Genomic DNA, 14,398 nt, shown 5'->3' on the forward strand with positions numbered 1-14,398 from the left:
GAAACTATTCAGGCCGACTTTCTGTCATATAGAGCAAAGGAGTTAAAAATATGGCGAATGTACATATCTTTACGAAGAGAGAGGAAATCGCAAATGCGGTGATCCATGGAATCGGGGGACTATTAAGCATTGCAGCCCTCGTGATCCTGATTGTCTTTGCCTCGCTGTACGGTACAGCATGGCATGTCGTGAGCTTCACCTTGTTCGGGACAACAATGGTCCTGTTATATACATCATCCACCCTCGTCCACAGCTTTCCGCCCGGCAAAGCAAAGGATGTATTCGAAATCATGGACCACTCATCCATCTATTTTTTCATTGCCGGCACCTATACGCCATTCCTGTTCATTGCGGTAAAAGGAGCACTTGGCTGGACACTGTTCGGCATCGTCTGGGGACTCTCCATCGCCGGAACCGTATTCAAATCCCTGTTCGTCAAAAAGTTCCTGCATACATCAACCGCGCTCTATGTCGTCATGGGCTGGCTGATCGTGTTTGCTTGGGGACCGCTGACTGAAAACGTCTCAATAGAAGGACTGCGATTCCTGGTGATCGGAGGCGTCCTATATACACTGGGAGCGATATTCTATGTATGGCGCGGCTTCCATTATCACCATGCCATCTGGCACCTGTTCGTAATGGCAGCTTCGATCATGCACTTTTTTGCGGTGTTGTCTTTGTTGCCGTAACTGATTGTTCTCTTAGCTGGAAAACATACGAATGCTAACCGTAGAAACGGAAAAAATCAAGTGAGGGAAGAAGCACCGGAAGCGTCCACGTGCTTTTGATAAAATCATGGAGAAATACAGACTAAAGAAGAATTTTAGAGGCTTTAAAAGGGGCATGCAATTTTATTTGGTGGCCCATTCTGAATTTATTGGTGTCAAAGAGTTTGTCCTGCGAACGGAAGACTTGTCGATCAGGATATCGATCAATGAAGCAGAGCTGCAAAAGAACTTTGTTTTAATGAAATGATCGTTTGATGACAGAATTAGAAAAAATGGCAGCTCTATCTTTGATAGGGCTGTTTTTTCTTGGATAAATCAAAGGATAATGAAGCAAAGGGAAAGAATATAAGAAGCATAAGAATTTGTATCCGACCAAGGGAGTGAGGCTCATGGCTGAAACAAGGCTTTCCAACAAGAGTTCCGCCGCTGGATATAAAGGTAAAAAGCATAGAAAACCACTATTGGAAGGTATCTCTTTCTTTCGCATACTCCGCTTTGCCTTCTTATTATTGCTATCCATACTATTAGTCTACATCTACTATCTGTACCTAAAAGACAGCCTTCAGAAGACCATTCTCGATCTTTGGAAAAATAATAAAAAAGTCATCATACCTGTTTCGATTTTCATTGGTTATTCAGTGTTCATCTTTCAACTGGGTGTTTGGAAGGGGAAAAGAAGGTAAAACAACTTAGGAAAAATCATTTAGCTAAATAGATAATAAAGAAAGACTTTAATTAAATGCTTCTAAGAACCTAGTATTAGTGTAAGCCGTTCTCTTTTAGAGCACAAGGTATAAAAACACGTATAAAAGCAGTGGATTTAACAACTTTAAATCACACTGCTTTTGGCGTTTTTATGAGCAAATATAAAAAATAATTTAAATAACCTCTTAAACGCTCAGTTTAGGGTAACAGGACAGAATAGAAAGCTTCATCATAACGATGAAGGCCAATGCTTTATAAAATTATAATATTTTCACTTGCTCAATCTTTAACCCGAATATTTGAGGGGGTTCAATTTTGTTCATTTGTAAATACGTAGAGATTTGCCCACGATGATGGATTTCATGTTCTGGAATTGCCATAAGAATTCTCCATGCACTAACTTCATGACCATGTAAAGTTAAAAGCTTTTTTTTCAACACATCATTGCCAACTTTTAATAGACCCTCTTTTAGTTCAATATGAGATGCCTCTAAATAAATTGAAATATCCTCAATAAATGCTCCCTTACCTATATCATGCCCTGGATATTTCCACGTTCCATGTTCAAATATACCAAGAAACATCACTCGGGATGATGCGATATGCCGCAATAAATCACCTGTAGAAAATTTATCTTCAGAAGGCTACCATTGTAAGAAATCATTTGGTATTACTTTCACATATTGCATTGTTCGTTTATGAATACCATCTAAATATTTTATATACTCCTCCATATCATAAATCATGACCCACTCTCCAATTTTTGGAATTTTATTATGTTTATTCTAGATTCTTTGGAAATAATCCTGTAAATTATTGAATCCAACTGCTTTAAGCATTTAAAAAAGCAATTTTGTTGATATAACCAAAAAACCAATAACAAACGATTTAGGTTTCACAAGAAGGGACAAATACCATAACAGGTTGGGGTCACCACAACGCATCGCTTTTATACAAGTTTTAATAGTTGCGGGTACCAAAATAGAGAATGGCTTGACATTAGTCCAGGTTCATTATTTTTGGTTGTTTATATCTCTTTTTCTGTTGTTTTTAATTCGGCTTCTTTAATAAAAATATGGATATTATTTTAATGGGATATATTTAAGTGTGGTCAAATAGCAGTCCATCTGAATATTATTTAGCCGTGAGAAAATGTAAATGTATGAAAAAGGATAGCAACCGCTTTCAGAAATTATGATAAAATATTAATTGCATTGTGTTTATATCATATATCTGGAGGACTTACATTGGCTTATCAATTATCAAAGCGTTTTAAAATGTTTACGTTGAATTCTAACCCTAAATTAGCTGCAGAAATGGCCTCACTTTTAGGATGCGAGTTAGGGAAAAGCTCTGTGAAAAAATTTAGTGATGGAGAAATTCAAATTAATATAGAAGAAAGTGTTCGCGGAAGTGATGTTTATTTGGTCCAGTCGACTTCACAGCCTGGCAATGAACATCTTATGGAGCTACTCATCATGATCGATGCTTTAAAAAGAGCATCAGCTAAAACGATTAATGTTGTAATTCCTTACTACGGATATGCGAGGCAAGACCGGAAAGCACGTTCACGGGAACCGATTACAGCTAAACTAGTTGCAAACCTTCTAGTAACAGCAGGAGCGAACAGAGTTCTTACAATTGACCTTCACGCCCCGCAAATACAAGGTTTCTTCGACATCCCCGTTGACCAGCTGGTAGGTGTCCCGATCCTTGCTCAATATTTCGAGAATAAAGGATTAGAGGATGTTGTCGTTGTTGCCCCTGATAACGGAGGCGTAGTAAGAGCAAGAAAATTGGCCAACCGTCTGCATGCACCAATCGCATTAATCGATAAGCGCCGTCCTCAACCGAATGTTGTAGAGGTTATGAATATCGTCGGTAACATTGAAGGGAAAAACGCGATTCTGATAGATGATATGATCGATACAGCCGGCACAATCACTTTGGCAGCTAATGCATTAATGGAAAAAGGCGCAAAAGCAGTGTACGCATGCTGCACTCACGCCGTACTTTCCGGCGCAGCCATCAGCAGAATAGAAGGATCAGCAATAAAGGAATTAGTTGTAACGAATTCAATTGAGCTGCCAGAAGAGAAAATGATAAATAAAATTACAACATTATCAATCGCACCATTACTTGTTGATGCAATTGATCGTATTCATAATGAAAAAGCAGTAAGTCCTCTTTTTGAATAATTAGAAACACAGGGACGTATCTTTTGCTTCGAAGCAAAAGATACGTCCCTGTGCTTTGTTCATGCTTTTAGATCAATACTATAAAGCTTCAGTTCTTCCGTGTCATGTGGAAGAGTCACATATCCTTCAAGAACCATGCCAAGGTTTTCCAGCAGCTGATAAGAGGCTCTGTTATCTTTAGTGGTGATGGCAACAATTCTATTTATACCCAATTTGCCGGCGTATTTTAATGTACCCTTAGCGGCTTCATAGGCATAACCCATTGACTGATATGCTTCAAGAAAGGCGAAGCCAAGATCCACATCCTCTAGGCCATCTCGTTTGATCAATCCGCATATACCTAATGGAATTTGAGTTTCTTTCGTTTCAACAGCAAAGAGTCCAAACCCATGACGTTCATACATGCTCCATGGACCGGACGAAATATAATTCTCCGCATCCTCAAGGGACCGAATACCTTTATCCCCTATATACTGAGGCCATCCCGGTTCGTTCAATAATTGTAAAATAAATTCCGAATCGCGAACTTCTAGCCAGCGGACATTCAAGCGCTCCGTTTCAAAAACCTGCACATTCCTTACCTCATTTCGGCAAATATTCGGTGGTCGTACCTGCTTATGATTATAGAAGACTTTTAAATAGTTACAAGGGGCTTCTTTGCTTTGTTACTGAATAAACGCTGCTTTATAAATATAATTGGAAAAAGATGGTTTCGCTATTTGCAAATCGGGTATTTTTGTTAAAAAAGTGTAGCTATCTCGTATGGACCATATCCATCAGTAATTCAATAAAAACCCCACAAAACACTTCCTAAAAGCGAACCTATATTATTGGTCAATGAAATAGTGTTCTATATAATTATTTGGTGCCCTCATTAAATGTCAGGCACATAGTAAGTTATAAAACTTATTAAACAACTAGTTCATCAACATAAGAAAACAAGGTGGGAATGACAATTGGGAAGAATGGAAAGAAGGCAGCAAAGGAAGAAATCAAGAATCGATTGGAATGAAATTAAATCCAAAAGTATGGTGAAGAAATTCATTGCCATTAGTGGGGCTTTGGTCGTTCTGGGGTTTTTGGTCCTGAATATCATGATCTGGAGCACGGATGTGAGCAAATTGGAAGATCCAGCGCCGCAGCCAACGATCATTTTTGATCAACATAACAAGGTTGCAAGTAAAGTTGCGGCTTCGAATATCGAAGGAGTGAGCATCAAACAAATACCGGATCACCTGATCCAGGCTGTGATTTCAACAGAGGACCAAAGGTTTTATAAGCACGACGGAATCAATTATTTCGCGATTTCCAAGGCGTTCGTTCAGAATACAATGAGTGGAGATATTGTTGCCGGCGGCAGTACGCTGACTCAACAGCTGGCAAAAAATGCGTTTTTATCACAGGAACGTACGTATACGAGAAAGTTTAAAGAATTGATCCTTACGAAAAGGATTGAACAAAAATATTCAAAAGATGAAATCATGGAACGGTACCTGAACCAGATCTATTTTGGCGAAGGTGCATGGGGAATCCAGCGTGCCGCACAAACTTATTTTGGCAAAGAGGTCAGTGAATTAAGCTTGAGTGAATCGGCGATGCTTGCAGGGTTAATCAAGGCTCCGTCCCTCTTGTCACCGTTTAAAGACATGGATAAATCGGTTCAGCGGAGAGATGTCGTTTTGTCCTTAATGGAAAAAGAAGGCTACATCAGTAAAAAGGAAATGGAAAAGGCCAAGGAACAGCAAATTGTGTTACAAGGCAAGAAGATCGACGATTATGAAGGGAAATATCCGTATTATCTTGACCATATCATTGACGAAGCCATCCAAAAGTACGACCTGACAGAAAACGAAATTCTTTCAGGAGGACTGAGAATCTATACGGAAATGAATCCGGATATTCAGGATGCTGTTGAAGAAGTTTTCAAGGATAAAAGTTTGTTTCCGGAAAGCCAGCCTGATCAGCTGATCCAAAGCGGTGCTGCTTTTATCAATCCATCAACCGGAGGCTCAGTGCACTTGTTGGCGGCCGCGGGGAACATACTTTTCGAGGATTCAACCGTGCTACACATCTAAAAAGGCAGCCAGGTTCGACGATGAAGCCGCTCGCCGTCTATACTCGTGCCCTTGAACAAGGATATGAGATGTTCGATATGCTGCAGGATATGCCAATCAATCTCGGCGGTTACCAGCCGATGAATTACGACCGCCAATTCCGCGGTCAGGTATCCATGTATGATGCGGTCATCCACTCCTATAATGTCCCGCCTGTTTGGCTGCTTGATGAAATGGGATTGAAGTATGGGATTAATGCAGTCGAGCGTTTTGGGATAAAACTAGAGGAAAAAGATCAAAACCATGGTCTGGCACTTGGCGGGATGGACAAGGGAACCTCTCCTTTAGCATTGGCACAGGCTTATTCCGCATTCCCGAACAAAGGATTAAGGACAGAAGCTCATGCGATTAAAAGAATAGTGGATGCTGAAGGAAATGTAATCGGAAAGTGGCAAAACAATGCGACGAAGGTAACGGATGAAAAGGTAGCGGCTAAAATGACGTATATGCTTAAAGGAGTCGTCGAAGAAGGAACAGGTAAGAATGCAAAAGTGGATGGCTGGGAGATTGCCGCTAAAACGGGCACGACAGAAGTTCCATTTGCAAATGAAGCAGGAACAAAGGATCACTGGTTTGTTGGATATACGCCTGAAATAGTCGGTGCCGTATGGATGGGCTATGACCAAACAGATGAAAATCATTACCTGACAGAATCCAGCGGCAGTACCGTTACCGTCATTTTTAAAGAGATTTTTACGAAATCGATCAATCAATTTTCAAAAAAACAATTTGATCTGTCTACTATTAATAAGCTGGTTGAAGAGCATAGGAAAAAAGAAGAGCAGCAAAAAGCGCTAGAAGAAGAAAAAAAGAGAAAAGAGCAAGAGAGAATGGAAGAGGAGAAGAAGAGAGAGGAAGAAAAGGAAAAAGAAGATAAGAAGTGGGCGGAAGAGCCGAAGAAAAAAGAGAAAGGAAAAGGTAAAAAGAAAGAAAAAGAACATAAGAAGCATTGATTTAAGACTAATGCATTGAGGCAAAATGAAGGCAATTACTCAAATGGTAATTGCCTTTTCTGCTTTTTGATGAAATAAGTTTTTTAATGGACACCCCAGATGATTGATTTTAATATTATACATCCATTCATGTGGAGGGCTAATGAAGTGCCTGATTATGAATTTGGTCTTTACTTTGACAACTATCTATATTGGTTCCGTAGGCTGGAAATAGGGAAAGATTTAGCATTTGATAAACGAGTAGAGCAAATGTTTATTTCAGCACCTGCTTATGATTATAGGAGAAGAACTATTAGTTACAAAGCGTTAATTCCACAATTATTAAAAGCAGAACAGGAATGTATATAAGAAGGGATGATGCATTACAGGCCCCTTGGATAATTGGCTGCCACATCACTATGTGTGTCAATACTGAAGCAATGGGTATGTCCCTGTATATTCACCGCCATTTTCGCATATAAATGGTGCAACTATTTCCGAATGGCAGGTGAATGGAATGGCACTTCAAAACGGCTTTCAGAATTTGTCCAAGCGGAATATGTATTTTGAAGAAGTTTTCCAGCATATCCTGGCGTTCATCAAGATACAGCCAACTGGCAATCACCGGCTGATCATTGGAACGGACTCACATGTGCATAGTTCTTATACGCGCTTCATTACAGGAGTGGTAATCCCGCGTGAAGGCAAAGGTGTCTGGGCATGTTACCGGCGTGTAGATATAGCAAGGAGAATTCTAAGCTTAAAGGAGAAAATTACGTTGGAAACAAACTTCACCCAGGAAGTCGCCTACATGTTCACTCCCGAGAAGCAAAACCAAATTATCGATCTATTGCTGCCTTATGTCGAAAAAGGTGCCAATTTCATTATGGTGGGGCATTTGGATATGGGCCGGGATACGAAAAACAAAACAAGAGTGTACGTAGATGAGATGATTAAGCGGATCGAATCGGCAGGTTTGGAAGCCCAGATTAAGCCTGATTCGTTTGTGGCTTCAAGTTATGCGAACAGGTATACCAGGTAGGTTGGATTACCGCAAACGTCCTATCCTAAACTCCTTTATTTTCCACAAAGGATATAATTTATGGTGCATTATTTCATATCAACTGAGAGGGGATACAATGAATGGATAACAGCAATGGGAATGTTCATGATCATTCTGGTATGATTGCTGATTTTACCTCTGCATTGGAGAAAATGGGTTACATTGTTCAGGAAGGAAGTCTTCAATATTTAGATATACTGAAGCTATGCAGTTTAGGGATCATTGAAGATTGTTTTGGAAATCACGCAGGTGCCCCATACGCTAGCTATATGCTGCCGCCCTCTCCAAACCAGGAACCATCCAAAGGCCAGAGACCTTCAAAAGTGTATGACCCTGCTAACCCTCATAATTATCCGCCAAATATAAACTATTTAGGGCCCGGAACGTATTTTAAACTTCGGCCTGATGAAGCGATCGTCATGATAGGGAAAACGCCTCCGCCTGCCTATTATTTTGGATTCAGGAGTTATATTGGGTTCGCTCAAAATCAACCAGAAAAAGATTATAGTGACTATATTACGGTAGGCAATGAGGAAACGGGGAAGTACCATAGACTCTTTAATAGCCTGGGTGATCAAGTGAACAATGTGAATATCTGGACCGAAAACACTCCAGAGGGAACATACGGCAATCCTTACAGCAGTTCAACCATCATTATCACCACGGCAGACATGGGGATCAACGGCCAAATGCGTGATGCACTGAGAGCAGCCGGCTTTAGCTCGAGCCTCATGAATAATGATAATATCCCTTTGGGAATGGCCAACATGGGACTTGAAAAAGGAAAAGACCACTTCAACTTCGTGATGAGAGTCATTCTTTTTGCCGTTCCAACGGTTGGAAAGGAATATTTAACAAATCTTTCAGACTATGTAAAGGTATTCCGTATTACACCGAAAAATCCTGTCACTAAACTTCAACCATGGCCTATCCCAACTCTTAAACGCAGAGAAACAAACACAACTGAATTTGAAGTTCTTCCAAATGCCAGGAATGAGATGATACATTTGCGAAATGAAATTATACAGAAGTATGGCAGGGCAGACTACAGCATTGTCGATTTGGAAACAGACCTTTGGATTATCGATGGATATGTAGCGACTGTAATGGATTACGACACGATCGGTGATAACAGAGACGCTGCCTATTTGAGGTCAGAAAACTTTCAATTAACATCAGATGATGATTTTGTCATTCTGTATGGAGTCAACCACGAACAAACCGGAAAAGCCATCATCAACAATGCAAGTTTCTATGGGGTGGAACTGTTTAATGGTGTAGCGGTCGCCCAAATCTCAGCACAATTCCAAAACTCTGCTGCTGAATATTTTCCGGAAGGCTATCAGAACGGTAAATTCTATTATGTATGTAAGTTTTCAAGGAAAGAAAATGGAGATAGCATTACAGTACCTTACAGTACAGGAAATACCGATGGAAAATCATACGGAATAGATAATAATAAGGACGCTTTCATCGGATATAGGCTTTATGTCGACAAAGAAGCTCTTATTGGCCCAGCCCACATGGACGTTATCTGGGATCGGGCTATCCTGTTCACTAAGAAAGGTAATGACACATTAAAGGGGAAAAAGGAAAGGGAAGATCAATCACAGCAAATCTCTGTCAAAATAGGGAGTAATGAGAAAGTACTGTGAATATCTATATACTAGCGTTTTTCTTTTGAGTCGGCTGCCAAATATGCGGCCGACTTCTTTATTTTTGTGAAAACTGACCTTCTACTCCGGTATTTATAACAAGGTCGGACCGGCAATGTACCATCTCTACTCAAATTCCATTACTAACCCAAATCGAGAGGGTAAGAGGTTTGCGATATGATAGAAAGGAATTGACAGCTTCATAATAGAATATGTATTAAGAATTAGTTATCAAAGGGGAGCTGTTAGGAAAATGAAGCTGTTTCTTCAAGCCATAAGCGCTTCTGTATCTATCCATTTCATTTATTTTGCTGTTGTTATGTTAGCAGGCTATATAAAAACGAAAAACTATCAACCAAATGTTACGGGTGCGTGGGATCAGGTCGACACACTTCAAACACAAGTAGCCTTCGGATATACTGGTTCACCTTTTTTATTTTTATTTACCTTCCTAGCAGTCGCGCTGATTACTGGAATGATCTTATTTGCGTTTAAAGTAATCGCGGGATAATGCTGAATTTTTAATAAATACCTTTGGAGGATTGCTATGCACAATGACATCATTGTTGATGTAAAAGGAGTTAAAAAACGATATGGTTCTTTCACTGCTGTCAAAGGAGTATCCTTTCAGGTGAATAGAGGAGAAATTTTCGGCCTGCTTGGCCCGAATGGTGCTGGCAAAACGACCACCATTGAAATGTTGGTCGGCCTCAGAAAGCCAGACGAGGGCACCGCAACACTATCAGGCTACGATGTGATAAAAGAAGTGAACAAAGTCAAAGAGGTGATTGGGGTACAGCTTCAGTCCACCTCTTTGTTCGAATTGTTAAAAGTAGAAGAAATCCTGCATTTGTACGAAAGTTTTTATCCGACTCACGTAGATATCAATGGACTGATTGAAGATATGCTGTTGACAGAGAAGCGAAATGACAGGATTAAAGGACTATCCGGCGGACAAAAGCAGCGTCTTGCCATTGCACTTGCACTGATCCACGACCCAGACATTGTGTTTCTCGATGAACCAACGACCGGGCTTGATCCGCAGGCAAGAAGGACTCTTTGGGACATTGTGCTCCGATTGAAAGACCGAGGTAAAACCATAATCCTATCGACGCATTATATGGATGAAGCCCATGTGCTCTGTGACCGCATTGGCATCATGGATCAAGGTGAACTGATTGCACTTGATACACCAATGAATCTCGTGAAAAAACTGCAGTCTACAAGTTCAGTGGAATTCCATTTGAGTAATCCTCCAGAGCGAGACTGGTTTTTGAAAATGGAGGGAGTTGAGGAAGTGTCAATAAAAGATAACTTTGTCCAGTTGTATACGGATGATGTTCAAGTCACCTTGACCTCCTTGATCCATGCATCAGCAGAACATCAGTTCAAAATTGAGGATTTACAGACTCGATCAGCGACATTAGAGGATGTATTCATCCATATGACTGGAAGGAGCATCAGGGAATCATGAGGGCTTATTGGCAACTAACGCTTGCGCAATTACGTATTTTTGCACGAAATAAACAGGTTTTGTTTTTCACCTTACTTTTTCCAATCATTCTGATGCTGGCCCTTGGAACTTTTGCCGGAAATGACAGCAATCTATCCCTATCAGTAGGGCTGACAGACCTCGATCAAACAGCTGCTTCAAAAAACTTAACAGAACGATTTTACAAAAATGAGGGGCTTGAGGCGAAAAAGTTCAAAAGTATCAAAGGCGGGAAAGAAGCCCTGAAAAATGGAGACATACAGCTGTTCATGGAGATTCCAAAAGGATACGAAGCAAAACTGGAAGAGCAGAAAGAGTCCTCGAAACTTCCTGTTTATTACAATGAAAAGAATCTCACAACCTCTGAGCTCGGCCTCACTGTTGTGAACGGAATCATTGATCAATACAGCAAGGAACTTGCAGACTACAAGCCTATCGTAACGATTGAGAAAGTGGGAATTCAAGCACTGACCATCCGTTATGTGGACTTCCTTGTTCCAGGAATCGTCGCAATGATGATCATGAGCAATAACATGAACGGAGTCGCCGGCCAAATTTCTGCCTGGCGTGAACGGGGAATATTGCGAAGAATGCAAGGAACGAGACTGAAAGCCTCAACCTTCATCGCTGCACAAATCACCGCCCGCCTGCTGCTGAACGGAACCCAGGCACTGCTCGTCGTCCTTATCGCTCATTTTATTTTTAGCATTCATGTCGCAGGTTCCTGGCTTGCCTTGATCTTCTTCATTATCCTTGGCACACTTGCCTTCATGGCACTTGGTTTCATCATAGCCGGAATCGCGAAAAACCCGGAAAGCGCAGGACCGATTGCTGGCTTCATCACCTTCCCGATGCTTTTCCTTGGAGGAGTGTTCTTCCCAATTAACAATATGCCAGATATCATCCAGCCAATCGTGAAAATTCTGCCAATCGCCCATTTGAGCTCTGCTTTAAGGGAAACAATGAACCTTGGTACACCATTCCTCCAGTTAGGAACAGAAACACTTGTCCTCGGCGGTTGGTTAATTGGCGGATTCATTATGGCAAGTTATGTGTTTAAGTGGGAGTAGAGGAGGAAGAAGGGGTCCGATCTCAATAAACAACCAGGCATCTGCTTGTCTCACTGAACTTTTAAAATCATCATTTGCTTTCTTGGAAAAATAATATTTAAAGTTATGCGGCAGTTAAGAAACTGCAGCTTTTCTATGTGAGTTTTGAAATTTCAATAATTGAAAGGACTACATTCGCGAATGAAATACAGGAAGAGTCTCTGTGTCTCTTCCTGAAGTGAAAAATAATTTGATAAAATCCGCCTTTTGTCAATCCAGTATGTTATACTGGAAACAAACCTTTTTATCTTTAAACCTTTTTACATTACCAGTTCCATCTCCCTGCTCAAATTTTGAGCAGGGTTTTTTATTGAGAATTTTTTTAAAAGGAATATAAAAAACAGGCTCTATATATAGAGCCTGTTCGTAAAGATGATTTTAGATTATGCTTTTTGAACGTTAGCAGCTTGAGCTCCACGAGCACCTTGCTCAACGTCGAATGTAACTTTTTGACCTTCGTCTAAAGATTTGAAACCTTCACTTTGGATAGCAGAGAAGTGTACGAATACGTCGTCTCCACCTTCGCGCTCGATGAATCCGAAGCCTTTTTCTGCATTAAACCATTTAACTGTACCTTGTTCCATTTTTGTTGCCTCCTAGTGCGTTATCGCACAACGTATTACTATCCTTGCCCAAAGTGATCATCAAGACGAAAAGTTGATACTTATACTATCCTTTACACCGAACAAAAATAATTCTTATTCATCATAACAAGAAACGGAGGATATAGCAAATCATTTCCGCCTCAACTTGAATAGCACACTATTAACGCTGGCCATGACAAGACGAAGACATAAGCAGAAGCCAAAGCATCTGCAGCTTCAAGTGGAGGATCAGAGATCTTTGCCGATTGTACCTGAGGAAGAAATATCCGAATAGAGTTCCTTCAGTTCATTCAGCCTATCGACCTAAAAAGGATAGAGATAATGATAATTTTGCATGTGAAAGATAGTGTATTATCAATTACTAGACCTTTCTAAGGTATTGAATTATGAATAATCCCTTCTCAGATATTGAGATGGGATTATTTTTTCTCATATCAATTCTTAACCAGAATGGCTAATTGAGGGTAGATTGAGCCGTAAGTGCTAAAAAGTTCGAGGTGCAATTTGAAACTGTACAAACCTTTATTGAAATTTAATACTACACACATCGAAAATGTATATTCTGAATTAAGGTTAATCTTGGAATGTACTATTATCAATTGGTTAACAATGTTAAGCTAGGTTATGAAACTATTGTAGGAGAGTCATAATATGAAAAAGAAAATGAACTATTTAATTTTACTTTTAACGATCATCTTTATGGTTGGTTGTACCAACGTAGAAGAAGCAACCATTACAGATAGAGAAACAGGGCCACAAGAAGTAACCTCAGTTAATTCAAATGAAAATAGTAAAAAAGAAGAAAGTACGGTTGTAGATGAACCAATAGTAGAGGAAAAACCAACTCAATCAAATGATGAATTGTTCCCAGGATACAAACTTATTGAAGTTGATGGTGGTGATTTGTCTGGATATCGTGAACCAAACGTCGTCGTCGACATTGGATTTGGAGGCCGGGAATATTGGGCATTTACAAATGAATACGGGCAACTAGTACGTGTCATTGCTGACGAAATCATTCTTCAAGATGACCGTAACGAACCTGTATTATCTTCTGGCAGATATTACTCTGATGAAGCAAAGGTTCCCGGTGTCGTAAGTGACGTGTTAGATGAAGGGCATGTAATTGCTGATTCTCTCGGAGGGGTATCGAATGCATATAATATTACCCCACAAGATAGTGCACTCAACCGACATGGTGATCAAGCATATATGGAAGACGTGATCCGTAAAGCAGGCGGAGCCACTCATTTTGAAGCAATCATCACATATCCGAACAATCAAACGCAGATTCCTTCAAGCTATAAGTATACTTATACTTTAATGGGGAACGAAATCGTTGATGAATTTGACAATGTGAACCCCGAGGTAGTAAATAAATCAACCGGTTCAACAGGCAGTGAGCCTTCCGATTCCACTAGTTCAAACACAACCGGCGATATCTCAAGTGTTGATACAAACGGAAATGGACAGGTGACGATTAAAGAAGCAAAAGCCGCAGGTTTCAGCATGCCGATCACGAGTGATCATGGGTTATACCCATATATGGACGATCGTGATAACGACGGTATGGTTGGTGAGTAAGCCTCTAGAACGGAATCTAATTCGTCAATTTAGATTGTTTGGGAAAGTAGATCAAGGTGAACAACTAAGCATACATTTAGCATAATATAATTTGATTCAGCGACAACTATAGGTTGTCGTTTTTTTGTCGTTTCGCATAAATGTTGGGAAAGGCAAACAAATGGTCATTATAGTGCGTGGTCAGTCCTTTCCCTTAGGTATCTAATGGTTGTA

The 14,398-nt window shown here is 40.2% G+C and carries 14 protein-coding genes and 2 pseudogenes; 13 read left to right on the forward strand and 3 right to left on the reverse strand.

From position 1 onward, the window contains the following. Window positions 1-50: 50 nt before the first annotated feature. The 3 genes from trhA (at window position 51) to AC3EBE_RS07110 (ending at window position 1,411) form a co-directional block, all read left to right on the forward strand. Window positions 51-689 (forward strand): PAQR family membrane homeostasis protein TrhA, encoded by a 639-nt coding sequence (gene trhA / locus AC3EBE_RS07100; protein WP_488594322.1) that lies wholly within the window; start codon window positions 51-53, stop codon window positions 687-689. A 154-nt stretch (window positions 690-843) separates the two neighbouring features. Further along, window positions 844-975: a hypothetical protein gene (locus AC3EBE_RS07105; protein ID WP_488594323.1), complete on the forward strand. Its 132-nt coding sequence runs from the start codon at window positions 844-846 to the stop codon at window positions 973-975. A 142-nt stretch (window positions 976-1,117) separates the two neighbouring features. Next, complete coding sequence (locus AC3EBE_RS07110; protein WP_488594324.1) at window positions 1,118-1,411, forward strand: hypothetical protein; 294 nt, start codon at window positions 1,118-1,120, stop codon at window positions 1,409-1,411. Window positions 1,412-1,693: 282 nt separating this feature from the next. Here AC3EBE_RS07110 and AC3EBE_RS07115 read toward each other — a convergent pair. Continuing rightward, window positions 1,694-2,047: pseudogene (locus AC3EBE_RS07115) on the reverse strand (DinB family protein); the annotation flags it as partial. A 633-nt stretch (window positions 2,048-2,680) separates the two neighbouring features. Between AC3EBE_RS07115 and AC3EBE_RS07120 the strand changes: the two are divergent. Next, complete coding sequence (locus AC3EBE_RS07120; protein WP_488594325.1) at window positions 2,681-3,631, forward strand: ribose-phosphate diphosphokinase; 951 nt, start codon at window positions 2,681-2,683, stop codon at window positions 3,629-3,631. A gap of 59 nt (window positions 3,632-3,690) precedes the next feature. Here the strand turns inward: AC3EBE_RS07120 and AC3EBE_RS07125 are convergent, their stop codons facing one another. Beyond that, entirely contained in the window at window positions 3,691-4,203 is a 513-nt protein-coding gene (locus tag AC3EBE_RS07125) for a GNAT family N-acetyltransferase (RefSeq protein ID WP_488594326.1), read from the reverse strand. A 393-nt stretch (window positions 4,204-4,596) separates the two neighbouring features. On the opposite strand from AC3EBE_RS07125, the pseudogene AC3EBE_RS07130 reads away from it, so the two are divergent. The 7 genes and pseudogenes from AC3EBE_RS07130 to AC3EBE_RS07160 all read left to right on the forward strand — a co-directional run bounded on the left by AC3EBE_RS07130 (window position 4,597) and on the right by AC3EBE_RS07160 (window position 11,957). After that, window positions 4,597-6,698: pseudogene (locus AC3EBE_RS07130) on the forward strand (transglycosylase domain-containing protein). A gap of 147 nt (window positions 6,699-6,845) precedes the next feature. After that, entirely contained in the window at window positions 6,846-7,046 is a 201-nt protein-coding gene (locus AC3EBE_RS07135) for a hypothetical protein (protein ID WP_488594506.1), read from the forward strand. Between the two features lie 148 nt (window positions 7,047-7,194). Next, window positions 7,195-7,719, forward strand: coding sequence for a ribonuclease H-like YkuK family protein (locus AC3EBE_RS07140; protein ID WP_488594327.1), 525 nt, complete (start codon window positions 7,195-7,197; stop codon window positions 7,717-7,719). 101 nt (window positions 7,720-7,820) lie between these two features. Further along, a complete protein-coding gene (locus tag AC3EBE_RS07145; protein WP_488594328.1) occupies window positions 7,821-9,395 on the forward strand; it encodes a hypothetical protein in 1,575 nt (524 codons plus the stop codon). A 253-nt stretch (window positions 9,396-9,648) separates the two neighbouring features. After that, a complete protein-coding gene (locus AC3EBE_RS07150; RefSeq protein WP_488594329.1) occupies window positions 9,649-9,906 on the forward strand; it encodes a hypothetical protein in 258 nt (85 codons plus the stop codon). A gap of 36 nt (window positions 9,907-9,942) precedes the next feature. After that, the gene (locus AC3EBE_RS07155; protein ID WP_488594330.1) at window positions 9,943-10,869 is read left to right on the forward strand and encodes an ABC transporter ATP-binding protein; all 927 of its coding nucleotides are present in this window, start codon (window positions 9,943-9,945) and stop codon (window positions 10,867-10,869) included. Continuing rightward, on the forward strand, window positions 10,866-11,957 hold the full coding sequence (locus AC3EBE_RS07160; protein WP_488594331.1) for an ABC transporter permease: 1,092 nt from the start codon (window positions 10,866-10,868) through the stop codon (window positions 11,955-11,957). Before AC3EBE_RS07155 ends, AC3EBE_RS07160 begins: the two co-directional genes overlap by 4 nt. Window positions 11,958-12,379: 422 nt before the next feature. On the opposite strand, the gene cspC is transcribed toward AC3EBE_RS07160, so the two are convergent. Continuing rightward, entirely contained in the window at window positions 12,380-12,580 is a 201-nt protein-coding gene (gene cspC, locus AC3EBE_RS07165) for a cold shock protein CspC (protein WP_044394619.1), read from the reverse strand. 266 nt (window positions 12,581-12,846) lie between these two features. Here cspC and AC3EBE_RS07170 point away from each other — a divergent pair, with 266 nt between their 5' ends. Together AC3EBE_RS07170 and AC3EBE_RS07175 are read left to right on the forward strand one after the other, a co-directional pair. Then, complete coding sequence (locus AC3EBE_RS07170; protein ID WP_488594332.1) at window positions 12,847-12,948, forward strand: excalibur calcium-binding domain-containing protein; 102 nt, start codon at window positions 12,847-12,849, stop codon at window positions 12,946-12,948. A 304-nt stretch (window positions 12,949-13,252) separates the two neighbouring features. After that, the gene (locus tag AC3EBE_RS07175) at window positions 13,253-14,185 is read left to right on the forward strand and encodes a DNA/RNA non-specific endonuclease (RefSeq protein WP_488594333.1); all 933 of its coding nucleotides are present in this window, start codon (window positions 13,253-13,255) and stop codon (window positions 14,183-14,185) included. The last annotated feature ends 213 nt before the right edge of the window (window positions 14,186-14,398 follow it).

The organism is Mesobacillus sp. (genome assembly GCF_057785455.1).

Bases quoted from the DNA above. Each gene is read 5' to 3' on its own strand.
- AC3EBE_RS07175 (WP_488594333.1), top strand. From the start codon at position 13,253: ATGAAAAAGAAAATGAACTATTTAATTTTACTTTTAACGATCATCTTT.
- AC3EBE_RS07140 (WP_488594327.1), top strand. From the start codon at position 7,195: ATGGCACTTCAAAACGGCTTTCAGAATTTGTCCAAGCGGAATATGTAT.
- AC3EBE_RS07160 (WP_488594331.1), top strand. From the start codon at position 10,866: ATGAGGGCTTATTGGCAACTAACGCTTGCGCAATTACGTATTTTTGCA.
- trhA (WP_488594322.1), top strand. From the start codon at position 51: ATGGCGAATGTACATATCTTTACGAAGAGAGAGGAAATCGCAAATGCG.
- AC3EBE_RS07145 (WP_488594328.1), top strand. From the start codon at position 7,821: ATGGATAACAGCAATGGGAATGTTCATGATCATTCTGGTATGATTGCT.
- AC3EBE_RS07150 (WP_488594329.1), top strand. From the start codon at position 9,649: ATGAAGCTGTTTCTTCAAGCCATAAGCGCTTCTGTATCTATCCATTTC.
- cspC (WP_044394619.1), bottom strand. From the start codon at position 12,580: ATGGAACAAGGTACAGTTAAATGGTTTAATGCAGAAAAAGGCTTCGGA.
- AC3EBE_RS07110 (WP_488594324.1), top strand. From the start codon at position 1,118: ATGGCTGAAACAAGGCTTTCCAACAAGAGTTCCGCCGCTGGATATAAA.
- AC3EBE_RS07155 (WP_488594330.1), top strand. From the start codon at position 9,943: ATGCACAATGACATCATTGTTGATGTAAAAGGAGTTAAAAAACGATAT.
- AC3EBE_RS07105 (WP_488594323.1), top strand. From the start codon at position 844: ATGCAATTTTATTTGGTGGCCCATTCTGAATTTATTGGTGTCAAAGAG.